Source organism: Sphingomonas sp. (assembly GCF_030145815.1).
Lineage (GTDB): Bacteria > Pseudomonadota > Alphaproteobacteria > Sphingomonadales > Sphingomonadaceae > Sphingomonas.
Map to the genome: position 1 here is coordinate 79,054 of NZ_JAIXHL010000017.1, position 23,071 is coordinate 102,124.

Consider the following 23,071-nt stretch of genomic DNA (forward strand, 5'->3'; position numbering starts at 1 on the left):
CTTACTCGGCTGCCGCTACGGGCTTTTCGGACCGCAACAGCCCCCACAGCACGACGACGCCAACCAGGTCGAACGCGGCGAGCATCACGAACAACGGGCTATAGCCGATCACCTCGGCCAGCCCGCCGACGATCAGCGTGAAGATCGCGCCGCCAATCCATCCGATCGATCCGGCCATGCCGGTGGCGGTGCCAACCGCCTTTTTGTCGAACAAGTCGGCCGACAAAGTGAGCAGCGCACCTGACAGCATCTGGTGCGCGAACCCACCGACACAGAACAGCGCGATTGCAACCGCCGGGGACGTCGCCAGCCCGATGCACGCCGGCCCGACCATCAGCAGCGCACCCAGCGTCACGGTCAGCTTGCGCGAGGTGAGCAGATCGACCCCGAACCAGCGGATCAGCGCCGGAGCGATCAGCCCGCCGATCATCGACCCCGCGTCCGCGGCGAGAAACGGCAACCACGCCCACAGCGCCAGGTCCTTCAGATTGAAGTCCCAGACCGTGACAAGATAGAGCGGGATGAAGAAGTTGAACGTCTGCCACGCCGGTTCAGCAAAGAAGCGCGGGATCGCGATCGACCAGAAGCCGCGCGTGCGCACCACATCGCGCCAATGCGCCGGACGTGCAACGACGCCGACATCGTCGCCTGCCATCTGGATATGCGCGAGTTCGGCTTGGCTCAGGCGCTTGCTCTGCTCGGGGCTGCGATAGACGAAGTACCAGATCGCCGCGAAGATCAGGCTGAGGCCCCCGGTGATCAGGAACGCCGACTGCCACCCGAAATAGAGGATGCAGAAGGCCACAAGCGCGGGCGCGATCATGTTGCCGATCGACGATCCCATGTTGAACACGCCGGTCGCCACGGTGCGCTCCCGCGGGGGGAACCATTCGGACACGACCTTGAGCCCGCCCGGGATCGCCGCCGCCTCGAAACTGCCGAGCAAGCCGCGCCAGAAGGCGAGGCTGAACCAGCCGGTCGAAAAGGCGTGGCACATATTGGCGACGCCCCAGCCCACCACGAAAATCGCAAAGCCGATCCGCGTGCCGAGCCAGTCGAGAATCGCGCCGCTGAACGTCTGCATGACGGTATAGGCGGCCTGAAACGAGAAGACGACCCAGCTATATTGCTGGGTGTTCATGTCGAACACCTGCATCAGCGTCGGCGCGGCGACCGACAGCGACGAGCGAGCGAGATAATTGAGGATCGTGCCGACCGTCACCAGCGTGATGATCCACCACCGCAGCCCCATGATCGGCATGCGCCTGTCGTTGTTCACGCTTACTCCCCCTGAAATTGGCTAGGCGGTTCAGCCCAGTGCCGCGATGTGCGCGTTCAGCGCCGCGCGATCTTCAGGCGTCGGCACCCAGGACGACGCCATCGGCCCGTCCGCATCGAACAGCGCCGCGACGATCCCCTCAGCTCCCGCCGTGCGCCACAGCGACGCGAGCGGTTCGGCGAGCGGATCACTGACATGCGGATTGTCGCCACGGACATGGACGATCCACGCCGCCAGCGCCGGAAGGATCGCCGGCGACGCCTTGCCCTGTGCCTGCCGGTCGGCGAGCGTCGCCAGCCAGCGCTGCGGGATTTTCTGCGACCCGTCCATCGCAATCTGCGCGAGACGGTGCGGCAAAGCAGGGTTGGCAAAGCGCGCGATCAGCGAATCGGCATAGGCGGCCAGATCCTGCTCGGGCGCGGGGGTAAAGCTGTTGGCGGCCTCTTCGCGCATCAGCCGACCGACCAGCGCGCCGATTTCGGGGTCGGCAATCGCCTGGTTGACCAGCTCCAGTCCCTTGGCGAGGCCCAGATAGGCCAGCGCCGAATGCGCGCCGTTGAGCATCCGAAGCTTCGCCGTTTCATAGGGCCGGACATCCGCGACGATCTGCGCGCCGGCGGCGTCCCAGGCGGGGCGCGGGCCGGCGAAGCTGTCCTCGATCACCCATTGCCGGAACGGCTCGGTGAACACTGCGGCTTCGTCGCGTAGCCCGATCCGTGCCTCCAGCGCATCGAGGTCGGCGGGCTGGGTCGCGGGCACGATGCGGTCGACCATCGAATTGGGAAAGGTGCAGTGAACGGAGCACCATTCGGCCAATGCGGGGTCCCGCGCCCCCAGCACGCGCAGCAGCATCTCGCGCAGCCGCGTGCCGTTTTCGGCAAGATTGTCGCAGCTCAGGATCGTCAGGCCAGCCAGCCCCTCCGCCCGCCGTCGCTCCAGCCCCTGCGCAAGATATCCGTAGATCGTCTGCGGAGCCGCGCGCGCCGCATCCTCGCAGAGCGAAGCAGGGAGATCAGCGTCGGCGGCGACGAGGTGATAGCCCTTTTCGGTCACGGTCAGCGTCACGACTTGCGTGCGTGGATCGGCCAGCGCCGCGACCACACAGTCGGGATGTTCGGGCGCGACGATCGCGTCGCCGACACAGCGGACGAGCCGGGTGACCGGAGCGCCTTCACCCTTGCTGGTCACCGTGAACAGATGGTCCTGTGGTGCAAGCTGGTCGCGCACCGTCGCGCTGCGCATCGACACGCCGATGATGCGCCAGACGTCGCCCGACGCGGCAATCGCATCCTCGGTCAGCACCGCCTGATGCGCGCGCGTGAAGGCGCCCATGCCGAGATGGACGATCTGGTGCGCCGCGCTGTCCCGGTCATACGCGACCCGGCGCACGGCATCGGGGAGCATCGCCGCCGTCGCCTGGGACAGTCTCACAGCTTGTACGCCGCCTTGGCGAGATTGTAGGCCAGGTCCTGCGCCAGTTCGGCGGCCTCCCAATCCTCCATGCGATGTTCGGCGACCAGCCGCGCGAGGAACCCGCAATCGATGCGGCGCGCGACGTCGTGGCGCGCCGGGATCGACAGAAAGGCGCGGGTGTCGTCGTTGAATCCAACCGTGTTGTAGAAACCGGCCGTCTCGGTCACCTGCTCGCGGAAGCGGCGCATCCCTTCCGGGCTATCATGGAACCACCACGCCGGGCCAAGCTTGAGCGCCGGATAATGGCCGGCGAGCGGCGCGAGTTCACGGGCATAGCTCGTTTCGTCGAGCGTGAAGACGATCACCGACAAACGCGGGTCGTTGCCATATTTCGACAGCAGCGGACGCAGCCCGCGGACATATTCGGTCTGCACCGGGATGTCCGCGCCCTTGTCGCGCCCGAAGCGCGCGAACAGCGCCGGATTGTGATTGCGGAACGACCCAGGGTGGATCTGCATCACCAGCCCGTCCTCGATGCTCATCCCCGCCATGACGGTCAGCATGTGCGCGCGGAACAGCTCGGCATCGGCGGCGCTGACCGAATCGCCGGTCACCCGGTCGAACAGCGCGCGCGCCTCCGCATCGCTCAGGTCGGCGGTCGCTGCGGTCGGGTGGCCATGATCGGTCGAGGTCGCGCCCATCGCCGCAAAATAGGCGCGGCGGTTGCGGTGCGCGGCGAGATAGCCGTCATAGCCGAAGCAATCCTTGCCGGTCAGGTCGGACAGGCGGCGCAGATTGTCGCGAAACCCCTCGAACTCCGGGTCGATCACCGGATCGGGGCGATAGGCGGTGATGACGCGGCCCGACCAGCCGCTCGCGGCGATCTTGCGATGATGGTCGAGCGGGTCGAGCGGCGATTCGGTGGTCGCGATCACCTCGATCCCGAACCGGTCGAACAATGCGCGGGGACGGAAACGGTCCTGCGCCAGCTGTTCGCCGATCGCGTCGAAATAGGTGTCGGCGGTTTCGGCATTTAGCCGCTGCGTCATCCCGAACACCTCGGCAAACACCCAGTCGAGCCACATGCGCGACGGCGTGCCGCGGAACAGATGATAGTGCGCGGCAAAGGTCCGCCATGCTTCGCGCGGCGTCACCTGCGGCTGCTCGCCGCGCGGCGTCACGCCCAGCTGCTCCATGGCGATGCCCTGACTGTAGAGCATGCGCAGCACATAATGGTCGGGGGTCAGCAGCAGTTCGGCGGCGTTGGTGAAGGGCTGATCGTCCGCAAACCACTGCGGGTCGGTATGACCGTGCGGGCTGATAATCGGCAAGTCCGCGACCTGCGCATAGAGCGTGCGGGCAATGTCCCGTGTGGTCGCATCCGCCGGAAACAGGCGATCGGGATGCAGCTTCAGCGGGGTCATGTCCCTCTCCATCTTTGTTGAAATCGTCCCTTGCCATACAATGTCTGACCAATCTACTATTGATTGTAAGACGATGCCGAATGCGGCACCGGAGGGGAGTTAAGCCTGAAATGAAGATTACCGCCGCACGGGTCATCGTGACCTGCCCGGGACGCAATTTCGTGACGCTGAAGATCGAAACCGATCAGGGCGTCTACGGCATCGGCGACGCCACGCTCAACGGGCGTGAACTGTCGGTCGTCTCCTACCTGCAGGATCATGTCGCGCCGTGCCTGATCGGGATGGACCCGCGCCGGATCGAAGACATCTGGCAGTATCTCTATCGCGGGGCCTATTGGCGGCGCGGGCCGGTGACGATGCGCGCGATCGCTGCGGTTGACGTGGCGCTGTGGGATATCAAGGCCAAGATGGCCGGGATGCCGCTCTACCAGCTGCTCGGCGGACGCAGCCGCGACGGCGTGATGGTCTATGGCCATGCCAACGGGTCGGATATCGAGCAAACGGTCGACGCGGTCGGCCAGTATATCGACATGGGCTATAAGGCGATCCGCGCTCAGACCGGCGTGCCGGGGATCAAGGACGCGTACGGCGTCGGGCGCGGCACGATGTATTATGAGCCTGCCGATGCGGCGCTCCCCTCGGTCACCGGCTGGGATACGCGCAAGGCGCTGAACTACATCCCGAAGATGTTCGACAAGGTCCGCGCGACCTATGGCTTCGATCATCATCTGCTGCACGACGGGCATCACCGTTACACGCCGCAGGAAGCCGCCAATCTCGGCAAGATGCTCGAACCCTATCAACTCTTCTGGCTGGAGGATGTGACCCCGGCGGAAAATCAGGAAGCGTTCAAGCTGGTCCGTCAGCACACGGTGACCCCGCTGGCGGTAGGTGAGATTTTCAACACGATCTGGGACGCCAAGGACCTGATCCAGAACCAGCTGATCGACTATATCCGCACCACCATCGTCGGCGCTGGTGGCGTCACGCATCTGCGCCGCATCGCCGACCTCGCGTCGCTGTATCAGGTGCGCACCGGCTGCCACGGGGCGACCGACCTGTCGCCGGTGACGATGGGCACCGCGCTGCACTTCGACACCTGGGTCCCGAATTTCGGCATCCAGGAATATATGCGCCACACCGAAGAGACCGATGCGGTCTTCCCGCACGATTACCGGTTCGAGGACGGCTACCTGTTCTCCGGCGAAACCCCGGGTCACGGCGTCGACATCGACGAAGAGCTGGCGGCAAAATATCCCTACAAGCCCGCCTATCTCCCGGTCGCGCGGCTCGAAGATGGCAGCATGTGGAACTGGTGACGCGCGCCGTTCCGCCCCCGACCTGCACGACGATAGGACGCTGACCATGCCGATGACCCGCCCGGTTCGCCTTGCCGCTTCGATGCTGGCGATCAGCGTCGCGCTGAGCGGGTGTGCAGCGACGCGCGACGCCACGCAGGCACCGACACAGCCGGTGATCGCTGCGCGGGGCAAGCCGGTGCTCACGGTCTCCGGGCTGCGGTTCAAAGATCTCAACGCATCGGGCACGCTCGACGCTTACGAGGACTGGCGACTGCCCCCGGAGACGCGGGCACGTGATCTCGTCAGCCGCATGACCCTGGCCGAAAAAGCCGGGATGATGCTGATCGCGACGCACAATCCCGATTGCGATGGATCGGTCACGGCGGACGGGCGCGCGCTGGTTGAGAAAGAGGAGATGAGCCGCTTCATCCTTCGCGCCACCGTCTCGACCCAGCCCGCCGATTGCTCGGTCAAGCTGACCGGATTCCGCCTGCGCGGCGGCTATCGCCAGACGCCCGACCAGATGGCGCGCTTCACCAATGCGGTACAGGAATTGCGCGAAGGGACGCGGCTCGGCATCCCGGCATTGTTCAAGGATAATGCCCGCAACCATGTCGAGGTCAGCCCGACCTTCGGCATCGGTCAGGGCGCAGGCGCTTTCACCGAATTCCCCAAGGAAGCGGGCCTCGCCGCCGCCGCGCTCGGCGCCGCTGCGCCACCGCGCGCCGATGCCGGAGCAACGGCCGCCGGACTGCGCGGCGACATGGGCGTCATCCGCGATTTCACGCGCGTGATGGGGCAGGAATGGCGCGCGATCGGGCTGCGCGGCATGTATGGCTATATGGCCGATCTCGGCACCGAACCGCGCTGGTCGCGCTTCCACGAAACGTTCAGCGAGGATGCCGATCTGGTCGGCGATATCGCCGCGTCGCTGGTCGAGGGGCTTCAGGGCGCCAAGCAGGCGAACGGCCTGGCGCTGTCACCCGCAACCCATGTCAGCATGACGCTGAAGCACTTTCCCGGCGGCGGCCCGCAACAACTCGGGCTCGATGCGCACTACAGCTTCGGCAAGGACCAGTTCTACACCGACCCCAGCGGCCGCTACGGCTTCGACTATCACCTCCGCCCGTTCGAGCGCGCGATCAAGGCCGGAGTCGGGTCGATCATGCCCTATTACGGCGCTCCGGTGGACGCACGCCACGGCGGGCGGAATGTCGAAAGCATCGGCATGGCCTTTTCGCGCCAGATCGTCACCGGCATCCTGCGCGATGAGCTGGGGTTCAAGGGCTATGTGAACTCGGACAGTGGTATCATCGAGGAACGCGGCTGGGGGCTCGAGGACAGCCGGATCAACCCCGCGACCGGGCACAACTACACCGTCGCCGACCGCACCGCGCTGGCGATCCGGGCCGGGACCGATGTCCTGTCGGAGTTCCGCCGCAAGGATACGATCATCGACCTGGTTCGTGCCGGCGCACTGGACGAAGCGCGCGACCTCAACCCGGCGGTGCAACGGCTGCTGACCGAGCAATTCGCGCTCGGCCTGTTCGAAAATCCCTATGTCGATGCCGAAGCGGCGGCGGGCGCGATCGGCACCCCGGCAAACCGCGAACTGGGGCTGGAGATGCAGCGCCGCTCGCTGGTGCTGCTCCAGAATCAGGCGGTCGACGGCGCACCGGTCCTGCCACTCGCGGCAAAGAGCCGGATCTACACGATGGGCTTTGCGGGCGCGGATTTCGCCAAGCGCGGCTTCGTCGCGACCGACGGCAATTACGACGCGGCTAAGGGCCAGACGCGCCCGCGCGTGCCGGAGGGGACGCGGTTCGCGGTCATCAATGTCCGCGTCAACAACAACCCCGCGCGCCGCTATTCGAGCAAGGATGCGCAGACCGGCCGCCGCACGATCGACCCGTCGGTGTCGATCCTCGACCGCACCACCGGCAAGCGTCAGCAAAGCTGGAGCGAACAGGATCCCTGCGCCGCGTCCGACGCCGATCCGAAGCGCGCCTGTGTCGACGATAACCTGATCTTCGGCGGCAGCTTTCCGTGGGAGGCGGGGATGCTGTCCTTCTCCGCCATGGCACAATCGCAAAGCTGGTCACTCTATCCCTCGCTCGCGGACATCCAGGGGGTGATCCGCGAGATCGGCGACCCGCGCCGCGTGATCCTCAACATCTATTTCCGCCAGCCCTATGTGCTCGATGCCGAAAGCGGGTTGCGCGGCACTGGCGCGATCCTGGCGAGCTTCGGCGCAAGCGACGCAGCGCAGATCGACGTGCTGACCGGCGTCAGGGCGCCAGCAGGGCGGCTGCCCTTCGCGCTCCCCGCATCACTCGCGGCGATCGATCGCCAGCATTCGGACGCGCCGGGCTATGGCGAGACCGCACAGGGCACGCTCTATCCCTACGGTTTTGGTCTGACCTATCGCTAACCGAAAAGCTCAGCTGAGCGCCTGCGCGTAACGCGCGCGCTTCGATGCCGAGAGCTTGCGCGCTTCCTCGATTGCGCGCTCTTCGGTCGCGAACAACAGGCTGTCGAGCACCGCCGACAGATGCGCGCGCATCGCCGCGCGCGCGGTCACCGGATTGCGCGTGCGCAGCGCGTCGAGGATCACCTGATGCTCGTCCACCACCGGCTTGACGTTCGCCGATCGTGCCTTGGCGTAGAGCAGCGCGCTCTCCGGCGACTTGGCCCGGAGCGACCACAACGTATCGATCAGGTTGACCAGCGCCGAATTGCGCGTCGCCCTGGCAATCGTCAGGTGGAATTGCCGGTCCGCGTCCTCCGTCCCGGCGTTGCGGGCATTTTCGCGGGCGATCTCGTCAATCAGCTTGGCCAGCGTGTCGAGCTCCTCGTCCGTGATCTGCGCCGCCGCCAGCGCCGCAGCTTCCCCCTCGATCAGCAGCCGCGCCTCGGTCAGTTCAAACGCCGTGACGTTGAACTGGGCCTCATTCGTCGCGTTGGGCAGGCCACGCAGATACGCACCCGATCCCACGCGCACCTCGACAATCCCCTGCACTTCCAGCGCAATGATCGCCTCACGGATCGTCGGTCGGCTGACATTATACTCGATCGCCAGCTCACGCTCGGTCGGCAAGCGGTCGCCGGGTTGGTATTTGCCGCTGGCAAAAACCTCCAGCAATCGCCGGGCGATCGCCTGGTAGAGCCGGTCCCTGCCGCCTTCGCCTTCATCTGCCATGATCGCTCTCGATTGCCCCTGTTCTGCGGCGGTCGCGTAACCGCTACCGCGATATGCCCCAATTGGCCAGACCTGTGTTGGCTAGCGCACCCTTGGCTAGCACCGCCGGGCAAGAGGCCGACGGGGCCTAATCGAACGTGCCACATACAATCCCCCTTTTCACTCTCGCGAAGATATGGCATGACCAATTTTGCCGCAGCGTCCTGACCATATGGAAGAGAGGGCGCGCATCGAGGGAGGAAGATGTCATGAATTGCACGAAATTGGTGAGCTCGGCCGCGCGCATTGCGCTGATCGCCGGATGCGCGACTCTCACGACGCCTGCATTCGCGCAGGACGGCGCCGCAACGCAGACCGAGGCGGACAGCCAGGAAATCATCATCACCGCGCAAAAGCGTGAACAGAATATTCTCGACGTCCCCAGCGCCGTGTCCGTGATCAGCCCCACGATCATTGAGGCGGCTCAGGTCGATGACTTCACCGACATCGCGCGGGTCTCGCCCTCGCTGACACTGAACGAGGGCGGCAATGCAGCGTCCTCGACGGTTTCGCTGCGCGGCATCGGCACCTTTTCCTTCTCCACCAGCACCGAGCCAGCGGTTTCGATCGTCGTCGACGGCGTCGCACTGCTGCAGCAGGGGCAGGCATTCAGCGGCGGCCTGAACGATATCGCCCAGATCGAAGTTTTGCGCGGCCCGCAGGATTCGCTTTACGGCAAGAACGCTTCGGCCGGTGTCGTGAGCATCACGACCAAGGCGCCGACCTCGACGCTCAGCGGCTATGCTGAGGCGCTGCTCACCGACGATGATGAAACGCGCGTTGCCGCCATGCTCTCCGGCCCGATCGGCGGGAATGCCGGCTTTCGGTTGAACGGTTTCTATTCCGACCGCGAAGGGCACATCACCAACCTAACCAATGGCAACCGGTTGAACAGTGCCGAGACCTACGGATTTGGCGGGAAGTTCACCTATGACGCAGGCAATCTCAGCCTTGAGCTGAACGGCAATTACAGCAACACCAAGTCGAACGGTAACGCATCGACTTACTATTTCATTCGTCCTGGCACGACCCAGAACGGCGCGCCTGTCGATCTCACCGGGATCACGCCAGGTGTGGGAAACACGAACGTCCGGTTCAGCGACGATCCCTATGCCAACAGCTTCCAGTATTTGCTGTCGGCCAAGGCTGATCTCGATCTGGGGTTCGCCACGCTGACCTCGATCAGTGCCTATCAGCGGTGGAAGCTGGAAAGCGGGAACGATCTCGATTTCTCTGCAGCCCCCACGCTGTTCCAGGGCGGACCCTATGACGCAACGCAGTTCTCGCAGGAGCTTCGTCTGACCTCCAAGGGGTCCGGAGCGGTCGAATATCTGTTCGGACTGTTCTACGCTGACGGCAAGACCGATCGTCAGTTCATTCGGACCGCACCATCATTCCTGTCGTTCCTGCGCCAGAATTGGGATTCGACCGCATCGACCGAAAGCTATGCGGCGTTCGGGCAGCTTGGTTACGAGTTTTCGGATCAGACCAAGCTGACGCTCGGCGCGCGCGTCAATCACGAGACGGTCGGCGTATTCTTCCGCGACAACCGCCCCGCCACGCCGATCGTCTACCAGGATCAGCGCAGCGATACGGCGTTCACCGGGAAGGTCTCGCTGCAGCACTTCGTGACCGACACGCTCATGGTCTACGGCTCGGTCGCCAAGGGGTATAAGGGGCAGGCATACGACATCTCGTCCGGCTTCAACCAGTCGCGCATCGACAATCTGGTAAAGCCCGAACATTCGGTGTCCTATGAAATCGGGACCAAGGGCCGCTTCTTGGGCAACCGCGGGACGTTCGCGATCACCGGCTTCTGGACCGACTATGACGATTTCCAGGCCCAGAGCGCCGAGTTCATCGCCGGAGCGCCGCAGTTCATTCTGAAGAATGTCGGCAAGCTCCGCACCAAGGGTATCGAGCTGGAGGGCTCGGTGCGTGTGGCGCGCGGGTTCAACATCTTTGGGTCGGCCGCCTATATCGACGCAAAGATTCGCGAGTTCCCGGGCGCGGCCTGCTATCCGGGCCAGACAGTGGCGCAGGGCTGTGTCACGCTCCCCGGCAGCACCGCGCTGGTCCAGGACCTGGCCGGCGCCGATCTGGCCAACTCGCCCGACTTCAAATTCAATATCGGCGGCTCGTACGAAACGCCGGTTTCGAACAGCATCAACGTCTATCTCAACGCGAACTACACCTGGCAGGATGACGTCAACTTCTCGCTGGACCGCAACCCGCTGACCCGCTTCGACGCCTATGGCATTGCCAATGCGGGCGTCGGACTCCGCGGCAATGATGGGGCCAATTGGGATCTGTCCGTCTTCGTCAATAATCTGTTCGACAAGGCGTATCCGGGTTCGATCACCGATTACACCGGCAACGGATATTCGGCCTCGACGCTGATCCAGCAGGTGCCGCGCAACTATAAGCGCTATGTCGGTGTCCGCCTGCGCGTGGGCTTCGGGGCGCAATAACCGGATCCGTCTGGCGGGCGAGCCGGTCACCGCTTCAAAGGGGGAACGGATGAAGTTCGTTGAACGCACGGTCAGTCGCATCCCGCGCGCGGGAAGGGCTGTCCTGTTCGTGATCGCTTCGCTTGTCGCGGCCTCCCCGGCACATGCCGGGGGGGCCGCTGACCGTGCAGCACCGCGTGTTGCCGTGACCGGCGGGACGATCGAGGGACAGCCCCTGGCGGGCGGCGTTATCGCCTATCTCGGCGTCCCCTATGCTGCGCCGCCGGTGCGCGATCTGCGGTGGCGCGCGCCGCAGCCGGTCGCGCCCTGGCAGGGGGTCCTTCATGCCGACCGGGTTGCGCCGCAATGCGTCCAACCGCAACGCAACGTGCTCAGCAACCATTATTCCGGACCGGAGGTTACCAGCGAGGACTGCCTCTACCTCAACATCTGGGCAAAGCCCGGTCTGAAAAAGGCCCCCGTCATCGTCTATATCCATGGCGGGGCGTTCTTCATCGGGTCCGGTGGTGCCGCACTCTATGCCGGTGACCGGCTGGCCGAGCGCGACGCGGTCGTGGTGACCATCAACTATCGCCTGGGGCCGCTGGGCTTCCTGTCGCACCCCGAGCTTACCAGGGAATCGCCCGCCAAGGCTTCAGGCAATTACGGCTTTCTCGACCAAATCGCGGCGCTGCGCTGGGTCCGCGACAATATTTCCCGGTTCGGCGGCGACGCCCATAATGTGACGATCGCTGGCCAGTCGGCCGGGTCGATGTCGGTGCTGGCGCTTCAGTCCAGCCCGCTTGCAAAAGGACTGTTTCACCGCGCCGTCGGGATGAGCGGCGCGCTGATCGGGTCGGCAGGGCCGATGGCGATGCGTCCACTGGCCCGCGCCGAACAGGATGGCGTTCGGCTGCAGGAAATCTGGAACGCCAAGAGCCTTGCCGAGATGCGGGCCATGCCCGCTGATCGCTTGGTCGCCCCGCGCGCACCCGGATCCCCACCGGTCGGACCGATCGCCGACGGCTTTGTCCTGCCGATGCCGATCGATGAGACATTTCGCCGCGCGCAGCAAAACGATGTGCCGCTCCTGCTCGGCTTTACGCAGGACGAGGCGTTGGGTGGGCTGGGCAAGATCGACGGCCTTGCCAGCTATCGCAGCCGCGCCACCGCGCTGTTCGGTGCGCGCGCCGCGGCGTTCCTGGACCTCTATCCCGCGCGCAGCGATGCCGAGGCGCAGGCCCAGGCCCGCATTGCCGATCGCGACGCAACGATGGTGGCCGCGATGGACGCCTGGGCACGCGCTCAGGTCGCAACGGGCACGGCACCGGTTTACAGCTATCTGTTCGCGCGTCCGCATTCCTATGTTGACGGCGTGACGATCACCGACCTCGATCCGGCAACGGCCGGCGCCTATCACACGTCCGAAGTGCCGTTCTGGCTCGACACGCTGGACAGCTTCAACCGCTATCGTCCGACGCGCGCGTGGACGGCAGCGGACAGGGATTTCGCTGCTGCGATGGCCGACGCGCTGGTCGCGTTCGCGCGATCGGGCGCGCCGAACACCCGCCGCTTGAACTGGGTAAAGTTCGACCCGGAACACCCGCAGTTGCTGACCCTTGGAAATCATGTCGGGTTGGGCGGATGGCCTGATCAGCGTCGGCTGGATTTCTTCCGCGGTACGTCCGCTCAAACGCCAACCCCTTCGGCGCGCGACTGATACGAGATTTCGGCCGCGACAGGTCAAGGACGACGCGGCAAGGAGAGAATGAATGAAGCGCTTCACCGGATCGACCGCACTCGCGCTTGCAGGGATCGCTTCGGTTGCCACCGGCACGGCCACCGCCGCCGCGCCCCGCGATCCGGCACCCATTGTTTCGGAAGGGACCACACCCCGCACGCGCACCGTGCTGGCCGAAGGGTGGCAATTCAACTTCGTCGGCGATGCCGGCCCCGAAGCGCACACCCCCAAGCCGGAGAACTGGAAGCCGGTCTCCGTCCCCCACACCTGGAACCGCGTCGGCTATTATCTCTCCGACCCGCAGACCCATGTGAACAGCGCGGAAAGCGTCAACAAGACGCAGGGCGTCGGCTGGTATCATCTGTCCTTCACCCCCGCCGCCGATGGTGCGGGCAAGCGCGCCTTCCTCGAATTCGACGCGGCCAGCCGTTCCGCGGAAGTCTGGCTCAACGGCGTCCGGTTGGGCGAACATCGCAATCCGTTTGGCCGCTTCCGCCTCGACGCGACCGACGCGATCCGCTTCGGCCAGCCCAATGCGCTCTACGTAAAGGTCGACAACACCCAGCCGCGCTTGGGCAACAGCACGGCGGACGTGCTGCCGATGACCGGAGATTTCTTCGTGCGCGGCGGCCTGTATCGTCCGGTCAGCCTGGTGCTGGCCAACCCGGTGCATGTCGACCTGCTCGATTCCGGCGGTCCTGGTATCTACGCCGCGACGCGCAGCGCCGATGCCGCCAGCGCCACGATCGATCTGGTCACGCGGCTGAAGAATGACAGCGGCACCGCGCAAACCGTTACTATGGACGTGCAACTGCTCGACGACACCGGGAAGGCGGTTGCGACCTGGCGACATAGCGGGCCGGTCGCGACCGATGCCGCCACCGAGATCAAAGGCGTGCTGACCGTCCCCAATCCGCGCCTTTGGAACGGCACCGCCGACCCCTATCTCCACACGCTGCGGGTCGAACTGCGCAGCCCGGACGGCGCATTGCTCGACACGCTCGATCAGCGTTTCGGCATTCGCACGATGCGGCTCGATCCGAATGAAGGCTTCATCCTCAACGGCAAGCGCGTGCCATTGGTCGGCGTCGGCATCCATCAGGACAATGAAGCGACGGACTGGGCGATGACCGAACAGGATGTCGCCGAGACGATCGATATCGTGCGCGACATGGGCGCGAACACGATCCGCCTCGCCCATTATCAGCATGGCCAGCCGATCCACGACCTCGCCGACCGCTACGGCCTGGTTCTGTGGGATGAAATTGGCCTCGTCACCGCCTGGACCAACGCCAAGGATCAGGTCGAAACCCCGGAAGGCATTCGCGCCAACGCCCGGCTGCAGCTTCAGGATCTGATCAAGCAGAATTACAACCACGCCTCGGTCGCGGTGTGGGGCATCGCGAACGAGGTCGATTTCGGCCCGGGCCGCCCCGACTTCCTCGGCCGCCCGCCCGAAGTGATCGCCGATCCGCTGCCGCTGCTGAAAGATCTCTACGGGCAGGCCAAGGCCGCCGACCCGCTCCGCCCGGTGGTGCTTGCCCAATGCTGCGAAGAACGTGGCATGCGCGACGTGCCGTCGGTGGCGGACACGGTCGATGCAGCCGGGGCGAACCGCTATTATGGCTGGTATTATGGCAAGCCGCACGAGTTGGCCGCGCATCTCGACGCGTTGCGTGCCAAGCGGCCCAACCAGCCGCTCTCCATCAGCGAGATCGGCGCGGGCGGCGCGCCCAACATGCACTCGGACAACCCGCTCGGTGGGCCGATCGACTCCGCCGGGCGTGTTCAGCCGGAAGCCTTTTTCTCCTGGTATCATGAGCAAAGCTGGAAGGTGCTGAAGGACCGTCGCGACCTGTGGGGGGTGTGGCTGTGGAACGGGTTCGATTTCGGCACGACGGTGCGACGCGAAGGCGATGCGCAGGACATCAATACCAAGGGTGTCGTCAGTTATGACCGCAAGATCCGGAAAGACGCCTTCTACTTCTACCGCGCCAACTGGTCCAACAAGCCGACCGTCCATATCACCGGCCGCCGCTACATCGACCGCGCCTATCCGGTGACCGATGTGCGCGTGTACAGCAACGCCACCGCGACCAGCCTGCACGTCAATGGCCGCGCCTTGCCGCAGCTGACCGATTGCCCGGACCGGATCTGCGTCTGGCGCGACGTCCGGCTGAAGCCCGGCACCAACCGGATCGAAGCGCGCGGCACGTTCGCGTCGGGGCCGATCACCGACCGGGTCGAATGGACCCTCGCCGATAGCGCGGCGCGCAGCTTCCGCATCGACAGCGGCACGATCGTCGCCGGCCGCGCGGACCAGCGCTTCGGTTCAGACAATTTCTTTGTCGGCGGGGCGGCAGGCACGGCCGACACACCCGGCGGCCGTGGCCGCCAGCCGGTGCTGGTCGACATCGCCGCCACCGATCGCCGCGACATCGTCGCCACCTTCCGCAGCGGCACCGACTTTCGCTATCGCGTGCCGGTGGCCAAGGGTCGCTATCGCGTCACGCTGAGCTTCGTCGAACCGCGTGAAGCGAAGGGCGCACGCGTGTTCGGCGTGAACGCCAACGGCACTCCCGTGCTGGATGGCTACGACATCCACACGCGCGCCGGCGCCCTGCTGACCGCAACGCGCGAAACCTTCCCAATCACGGTTACGAGTGACACGCTCGACCTGCACTTTGTCGCGCAACGGGGTGAGGCGATCGTGTCGGCAATCGAGATCGAGCCGGTCACTGACTAAGCGCCGGCACGCGCCGGCACGGAGCAGCGCGGGCCGCTTATTGTCACGCCGCCGAAATCCGTCTCGCTTTGGTTTAAGTTCCGAATTATCCGTGTCCCCGATTTGAGAATCGCGTGCCTCATTTTTGTAAATGTTGGTTATTTTGGCTCGGGGGTGATTGATGGAAGCGTTGGGACAGCCACGTCTGGGCCACTTGCGATCGGATGAAATCGCTGACGTTACCCCGCATGCCGACCATATTTCCGGGACCGGAGGAAATGACCGCGTCATCCTGGCCATCGGCAATTATGCGTCCATTTATGATGGTGTATTCCGCACGACGTTGGTCGAGACTGGAAACGGTGACGACTGGGTCGAGATTACCCACGCAGGACGAGGGTTCGTCTCCGTCGATCTTGGCGCAGGAAATGATGTCCTGGTTCTGGGTAACGACCAGGACCGGTATCTTGCCGGCCAGACGGTCATATCGTTGGGCGCAGGAAGCGACCGGATCCTGTTGAGCTACGGCTTTGGCGCAGGTCTGCCAACGGCGCTCAACCTGAGGCCAATCACGATCACCGACTTCGTTGCGGGTAATGGCGGAGACATTCTCGATCTCCAGAACATGATCCTGGGCTATTACCAGTCCCCCGCGCCCACGACGATCTTTCCTGCGGCCAATCCCTTCAGCAGTGGCCATTTGCGATTGGTCCAGGACGGAGCGGACGTGATCGTGCGCTGGGACTATGATGGAACCGGCGGCGGCGACGGGGCGGCCTACACCCGTGATCTGTTCCGGCTTTCCGGAGTCAATCTGTCCGCGCTGACCAGCTTCAACTTTGCCGGTTTCGATCCGGCCGGCGGGCCTGTCGTCTCGTCGACGATCTCCGGAAGCGCGCAGGACGATGTTCTCGTCGCAAATGGAAATGGCTCGCGGGTGGAAGGGTTTGGCGGCAGCGACCGGCTGATCGGTTCGGGCGGGCGCGACGATCTTCGCGGGGGCGATGGCGACGACGTCATCGACGGCGGCTGGAATGACGACATCCTGACCGGCGGGGCTGGCAACGATGTGCTGAACGACAATCTGGGCAGCAATCGTTACGACGGCGGCGGCGGTGATGACATCATTCGGTTTGAAAGCCCCTATGAGCTCCTGCCCTATCAGCATGTTCGGTTCGCTCAGACCATCTTCGGCGGTGACGGCAACGATCAGGTTCATCTGGGGATCACCTTCGATCGGCCGCGAACGGGGGGCAGCAATAGCGGAACGGCCGTGGTTGACCTGGGAAGCGGGAACGACCGCCTCTACCTGCGCAATTGGGTTATCGAAGTCACCGCCACCTTGGGCGCGGGTCAGGATCGCGTCGAACTCGGCGACGCATATATCGTGGCGACGAATCGTGCCTATCAGCCGCTGATCATTACCGATTTCGAGGCGGGTAATGGCGGCGATGTGCTCGATTTCGGGAGCCTTGCGAATACCGATGGTTGGACGGTCGCAGCCAACCCGTTCGGCACAGGCCATCTCCGCGCTGTTCAGGAAGGGGCCGACACGGTCATCTACCTCGATTATGACGGAATTGGTGGCTCTAGCGAGCTGACTCAGGTCGTACGCCTCAACGGCGTGGCGTTGTCGTCGTTGACCGCCTTCAACTTCAATGGAATGGCGGTCGACGGATCGCCACTGGTCGGGGCGCAGCGCAGCGGGACCGAGGGCGCAGATCTTATCGACGGGATGGCCGGAGCCGATATTCTGATCGGTCTTGGTGGCGACGACCAAATTTACGGCGGGCATGGTGACGACCGGATCGAGGGCGGCGCAGGCAATGATCGGCTATCCGGCGGCGACGGCGACGACGTCCTGATCGGTGGCGACGGTGATGACGTCCTTCTCGATATCGGTGAAGGGTCGGACACGCTCGACGGTGGGGAGGGTAACGATCATATCATCGTCTCGCACGGGTCGCGTTCATTGGCGGAGCTGGTGCAGATCACCGCAGGTGGTGGCAACGATCTGGTCGAGTTTGGCAGCGGGCATCAGGGCAGCACGGTAAGAGTCGATCTTGGGTCAGGCGACGACCGTTTCGTGCTGCGCAACATGACCGAGCTGGCCGGACCACTCCGGTTGACGCTGGGCGGCGGACAAGATGTGATCGTGATTGACGAAGCGGCCGCATCCAACGCGCAGGCGGCAATCGAAATCACTGATTTCCAGACCGGCAACACGGGGGACCGGATCGACTGGCTGGCATTTGCACAGCAGCGGCTGAACGTTGTCGGCGACCCGGCGACGTTTGATCCGTTCTTGGCGGGCGCGACGTTGAGCCAATCCGGCGCCGACACCGTGCTGCGTCTCGGGAGCGCAACTCTCTTCATTTTCCGCAATACCAATGTTGCGGATTTCACCGAATATAATCTGGGTGTCGTGGTGCGGCCGCCTGCGACCGTGGCGACCGCGGGCGATGATCTGTTATCCGGGACTGCAGCCGATGACACGCTGGCGGGGCTCGGTGGCAATGACATGCTCATTGGCCAGGGCGGCAACGACGTCCTGCAGGGCGGCGACGGTCACGATGTCCTTTCCGGTGAGCTGGGCAATGACACGCTCGACGGCGGAGCGGGTCGGGATCACCTTGATGGCGGTGATGGGGACGATCGCATCGTGGATGCCGACGGGCAGGATGTCTTGCGCGGCGGTGCCGGCAACGATGTGTTCACGGTCGGAGCGGGGCCTGACCACGATACATCGCCGACGGGCTCGCTCGACGGGGGCAGCGGCAATGACGTTGCGACGGTGGCCGCGCGTCGTGGCTATTTCGTGTCGATGGGCAGCGGTGACGACCGCCTGACCTTGGCCGCCGGGTCCGGTGGAGCCTATGTCGGCCTGGATGACGGCCACGATTCCGTGTCGGTCGGCTCGCTCTCGTCGGACATCGACCTGGCCCTGGGCGGCGGCAACGATGTCGTGAGGCTGACTGCGGGCTTTGGAACCGGGGGCGGCGTCCTGCGCGTAAGCGACTTCAACACCGTGTTTCCGCACACGGTGGATCAGGTCGATTTTGGCGCGGCACTTGCTGCGATTACCGGCAACGCGTGGACCCCGGCGTCCGGCTTGAACCCATTTGCAACTGGGCATGCGCAAGTGCGCGACAGTGCCGGGAATGTGGAATTGTGGTTCCATCCCACCGGCTTTGCCGGCGAGGCCAGCGTGCTCGTGATGGTCTTTTCGCAGCTTCGCGTTTCCAATCTGACGGCAGCCAGCTTCGGTGGCTATGATCCGACAGAGTCCAACCCCGGTTACTTCCGCGTGACCGGTCAGCACACCAATCCCGAAGGTACGACGCTCACCATCAGTAACCCCGGCTATCTCGAGGAGGTCCGGCCCGGTCTGGTTTTTGGATCAGCGCAAGGTGGGAGCCAGTCCTTCCTGAACTCTGGCACCATCGAGGTCAGCCAAGACGGCTATGGCGGTTCCTACGGCCCTCTTGCGGGAATTTATCTGCCGTTCGCGGGGGGCAGTTCCAACGCATTGTTTCACAACACGGCGACCGGGACGTTTATCGTCGAGACGCGGGGCATCGCCGACACGGGGCCGCCGCTCTCCAGCGGGCGCACCTATGGCTATTACCAGCCATCGTCGGGCGATGTCGATTTCCTGAACGACGGATTGTTTGAAGTTCGCGGCGGCTATCTGCACGCGACCGGGATCGCGACCCGTCAGGATGTCTCGATCGTCAACAACGGCGTCTTGCGCGTTACCAGTGCGTATGATGCCATCGGCATCGACCGTAACAACCGTGACAGCGCAGTCACGAATACCGGTCTGATCGAGGTGACGGGCGGGCGGACCGCGATCGGCGTTAACATCGAGAATTACGAGAATGGCGGGTTCGTCAATTCGGGTGAGATCGTTGCGACGACCGCTCCCAATTCCCCCTATGCCAGCATCGGTGTGCTGCTGGAGCAGAACTCCCGCGTAACCGGCGCCCCGGCAGTGCTGGTCAACAGCGGCACGATTGCCGCCGACATCGCAATCCTGGTGAGTTCGACGCATAGCGGCACGCATTACATCGCCGCCGAACGCATCGAGAATAGCGGGAGCATTCTGGGCGACGTCTATCTCGCTTATGGTGATGATCAGGTGATCAATACCGGCCTGATGACCGGCGCGACGATGCTCGAATCCGGCAACGATCTCTATGACGGGCGCGGTGGGGAGCATCGCGGCGTCGTGGACGGCGGGACCGGCGACGACCGGCTGCTCGGCGGCGACCATGACGACTGGCTGATCGGCGGGCGCGGCGACGACCTGATCCTCGCGGGCGGCGGCGAGGATGTGGTTCAGGGCGGCAGCGGGCGCGATGCCCTCGACGGAGGCGCGGGCTATGACACGCTCAGCTTCCTCGACGCATGGCAGGGGGTCGAGGTCGATCTGGCGCTCGGCACCGCGATCAATCGCGGGACGTCTTACGTCCGCGGGTTCGAGTCAGTGGTCGGATCGGTCTATGCCGACACGATCCGCGGCTCGGCCGCAGCGGATTTCCTTGAGGGCGCGGCGGGCGACGATACGCTGGTCGGTGGCGATGGCGACGATGTGCTGCTCGGTGATTCCGGTGCAGACCGGCTCACCGGCGGCGCGGGGAATGACCGGTTCCTCTTTTCCGACGGCGACGGGGTGGACCGGATTACGGACTTCGCTGCCGGGGACCGGATCGAGGTCTTCGGATACACCGGCTATCAGTCGATCGCACAGGAGGGCAACAATGTTCGCATCACGCTGTCCGGCGCCGATGCGATCATTGTCGAGAACGTCCAACTCTCGGCGATCAACGCCTCCAACCTGCTGTTCCGCGCCAACGATCTCGCACCCGAACCGGCCGGCCAGGTACCGAACTTTCTGATGGTCAATGAGCCGGTGTTTCTGGTCGAGGCGGGCACGACGCTGCACCTGACCAACCCAGACTATCAGGCGCATTTCCGGCTCGGGCTACACCAGTCCCCCTTGTGGCTGGAAGGCGTAGAAGGGGGGATACAAAGCTTCATCGCCGGCACCGTTCGGATCGAAGCCGATGCGAGCGAGGCTCCGCTCGCCGGGATGATCGGAGGAAATGTCGTTTCAGGGCCGACTGGCTACGTCTCCGGCGAAAGCGAGTTCGTCATCTTGCAGGGCGGGACATTCGAGGTCATCGCCCATGATGGCGACGCATGGGGTGTCATGGGCACGCCATGGAATATGGGCACGATCCGGGCGGTCGCCGCTGATGCCGGGGCCGACGCTATCGCCGTCAATTGGCCGTCGGGCATCGTTCAGAACAGCGGAAGCATCATCGCAGAGGCGGGCGGGCGAGCGACCGGAATCTTCTACAATCAGGCCGGGTTCCAGAACAGCGGCACGATCATCGCACGCGGCGGCGAGGCAAGCATCGGTGTCGACGTCTTCTTCAACAACGGCCCATCCAGCCCAGCTGGAAATGCAGTCAATAGCGGCACCATTACCGTCAGCGATTCGACGACCGCGCTCGACAGCGCGGCAGTGCAGATCTCGGTCAACGGTCGCGGATTCTTCTGGAACAGCGGCACCGTGACCGGCGATTATGCCATCGACGGCGGTGCGAACGCGGACAGCAGCTTCACCATCTACAATAGTGGTCGCCTGGAGGGAGTCGTCCGCCTGGGCGCCGGTGCCGAGTTGCTGCAGAATAGCGGCGTCGTCACCGGATCGGTCGACCTGATGGGCGGCAACGACGTCTACGACGGTCGGCTGGGGCGTGCGCTTTCCAGCGTCTCGGGCGGCGATGGCGACGACCGGCTTTATGGGGGCAGCTATAGCGACACGCTGCTCGGCGGGTTCGGCGAAGACTGGTTGATCGGGGCCGGCGGCGATGACCTCCTCACCGGCGGGGCAGGGGCCGACCGATTCTACATCGGCATCGGGTCGGGCCATGACGTGATCACCGATTTTGCGGCGGGCGCAAACGGCGACATCATCTATGCCGTGGGCTATTCCGCCTACACCGCGATCGAACAGCGCGGTGCGGACGTCCTGGTGACATTTTCGGCCACAGACACGCTATTGCTTCGTGGCGTCCAGGTTTCTGCGATCACCACTGAGAATTTCCGGTTCAACGCCACCAATCTGCCAGCCACTGTTGCGCCGCCGCCAGCCCCGCCGCCGCCGGCAGCGGGGACTGCGCCAGTCTATCCGGGTCTTGCCGGCGTCGGTGCGCGGTTCGAGTATTTCGGTACCTCTGGACCGGATCAACTGGTCGGCGGAGCAGGCCCCGATTTGATCGATGGCGGTGCAGGCGCCGACCGGCTCTATGGCGGCACGGGCGACGATCTCTACTATGTCGATCGTCCGGATGATCTGGTCTTTGAGTTTGCCGGTGGCGGCGTCGACAGCGTGATTGCGACCGGTAGCCACTATCTGTGGCAGCACGTCGAGCATCTGACCCTGGCCGAAGGCGCAGGCGACCTGTTCGGCGTCGGCAACGAACTGGCGAACACGATCATCGGCAATAGCGGTTCGAATCTGCTGATCGCCGGCGCGGGCGACGATGTCGTGCGCGGCGGCGGCGGGATCGACTCGCTGTTCGGGCAGGATGGCAATGACCAGCTCTTCGGCGATGGGGGTATCGACTATCTTGCCGGCGGCGCGGGCAATGATGTGATCGAAGGCGGAGCTCAGGCGGACGCGCTGTACGGTGAGGATGGCGACGATATCCTGACGGGCGGGTCCGATTTCGAGACCGATATTCTGGTCGGCGGTGCCGGCAATGACATCCTCTACGGCAATAGCGGTGCCGGCGATCACGACCTGATGGACGGCGGCTCGGGCGACGACATCTATTATGTCGACACCCCGGCCGACCTGACCTTTGAAGCCGTAGATGGCGGCATCGACACGGTTTATGCGCGCATGAACAGCGCCGGTTACTATCTGTACGCCAATGTCGAGAATCTGGTGTTGCTCGACTACACTCCATTTGGGGTCGGCAACGAGCTGAACAACCGCATCACCGGCAGCCAGCATGACAATTGGTTGCTGGGTGGCGCAGGCAACGACATCCTCAATGGCGGGGGCGGTCGCGACGTGTTGTTCGGCGAGGCAGGCACCGATATCTTCGTATTCGAGCGTGGGACCAGCGCCGACGTAATCGGTGACTTTCAGGTTGGCGTTGATCGTATCGATCTCAGCGCCTTTGGCCTGACCTGGCAGGATGTACTGAATTCGATGCACGAAAATGGCGGAACGACGGCCATCGACCTCGGCGGCGGCGACCCCTTGCTGAACAACGGCGACATGATCGTCCTGAATGGCGTTGCGCGCGCGAGCCTGTCGGAACGCGATTTCATCTTTGCGGCGTCGGCCCAGCAGCAACCCGTGCTTGCCCAAGAATATGGCGGAGACGATCGCGGGCTGCTCGCGGGGCTGATGCATGACTTCCACAATCCGCGGCTGTTCGTCGACTTCTTGGAACTTTGAGCTCGGATCTTTGG

Annotated in this window: 10 protein-coding genes; 6 read left to right on the top strand and 4 right to left on the bottom strand. The window is 64.3% G+C overall.

What is annotated here, in order from left to right:
- Position 1 precedes the first annotated feature (1 nt).
- The 3 genes from KYX69_RS15490 to uxaC are packed head-to-tail and all read right to left on the bottom strand — an operon-like array spanning position 2 to position 4,116.
- Complete coding sequence (locus KYX69_RS15490; RefSeq protein WP_367280211.1) at positions 2 to 1,279, bottom strand: MFS transporter; 1,278 nt, start codon at positions 1,277 to 1,279, stop codon at positions 2 to 4.
- Between the two features lie 30 nt (positions 1,280 to 1,309).
- Entirely contained in the window at positions 1,310 to 2,710 is a 1,401-nt protein-coding gene (locus tag KYX69_RS15495) for a mannitol dehydrogenase family protein (protein WP_300498768.1), read from the bottom strand.
- Positions 2,707 to 4,116 (bottom strand): glucuronate isomerase, encoded by a 1,410-nt coding sequence (uxaC, locus tag KYX69_RS15500; protein ID WP_300498770.1) that lies wholly within the window; start codon positions 4,114 to 4,116, stop codon positions 2,707 to 2,709. The genes KYX69_RS15495 and uxaC overlap by 4 nt, the downstream gene beginning before the upstream one ends.
- Positions 4,117 to 4,226: 110 nt before the next feature.
- Here uxaC and manD point away from each other — a divergent pair, with 110 nt between their 5' ends.
- Both manD and KYX69_RS15510 read left to right on the top strand, forming a co-directional pair.
- Positions 4,227 to 5,435, top strand: a complete 1,209-nt coding sequence (manD, locus tag KYX69_RS15505) for a D-mannonate dehydratase ManD (RefSeq protein WP_300498771.1) — start codon at positions 4,227 to 4,229, stop codon at positions 5,433 to 5,435.
- Positions 5,436 to 5,481: 46 nt separating this feature from the next.
- A complete protein-coding gene (locus KYX69_RS15510; protein WP_300498773.1) occupies positions 5,482 to 7,848 on the top strand; it encodes a glycoside hydrolase family 3 N-terminal domain-containing protein in 2,367 nt (788 codons plus the stop codon).
- Positions 7,849 to 7,857: 9 nt separating this feature from the next.
- Here KYX69_RS15510 and KYX69_RS15515 read toward each other — a convergent pair whose 3' ends face one another.
- On the bottom strand, positions 7,858 to 8,616 hold the full coding sequence (locus KYX69_RS15515) for a FadR/GntR family transcriptional regulator (RefSeq protein ID WP_300498774.1): 759 nt from the start codon (positions 8,614 to 8,616) through the stop codon (positions 7,858 to 7,860).
- Between the two features lie 266 nt (positions 8,617 to 8,882).
- Between KYX69_RS15515 and KYX69_RS15520 the strand changes: the two genes are divergently transcribed.
- From KYX69_RS15520 to KYX69_RS15535, 4 genes are all read left to right on the top strand, one after another.
- The gene (locus KYX69_RS15520; RefSeq protein ID WP_300498776.1) at positions 8,883 to 11,126 is read left to right on the top strand and encodes a TonB-dependent receptor; all 2,244 of its coding nucleotides are present in this window, start codon (positions 8,883 to 8,885) and stop codon (positions 11,124 to 11,126) included.
- 49 nt (positions 11,127 to 11,175) lie between these two features.
- Positions 11,176 to 12,825, top strand: coding sequence for a carboxylesterase family protein (locus tag KYX69_RS15525; RefSeq protein WP_300498778.1), 1,650 nt, complete (start codon positions 11,176 to 11,178; stop codon positions 12,823 to 12,825).
- A gap of 52 nt (positions 12,826 to 12,877) precedes the next feature.
- Positions 12,878 to 15,592, top strand: coding sequence for a glycoside hydrolase family 2 TIM barrel-domain containing protein (locus KYX69_RS15530; protein ID WP_300498780.1), 2,715 nt, complete (start codon positions 12,878 to 12,880; stop codon positions 15,590 to 15,592).
- Positions 15,593 to 15,785: 193 nt separating this feature from the next.
- A complete protein-coding gene (locus tag KYX69_RS15535; RefSeq protein WP_300498782.1) occupies positions 15,786 to 23,057 on the top strand; it encodes a hypothetical protein in 7,272 nt (2,423 codons plus the stop codon).
- Positions 23,058 to 23,071: the final 14 nt, after the last annotated feature.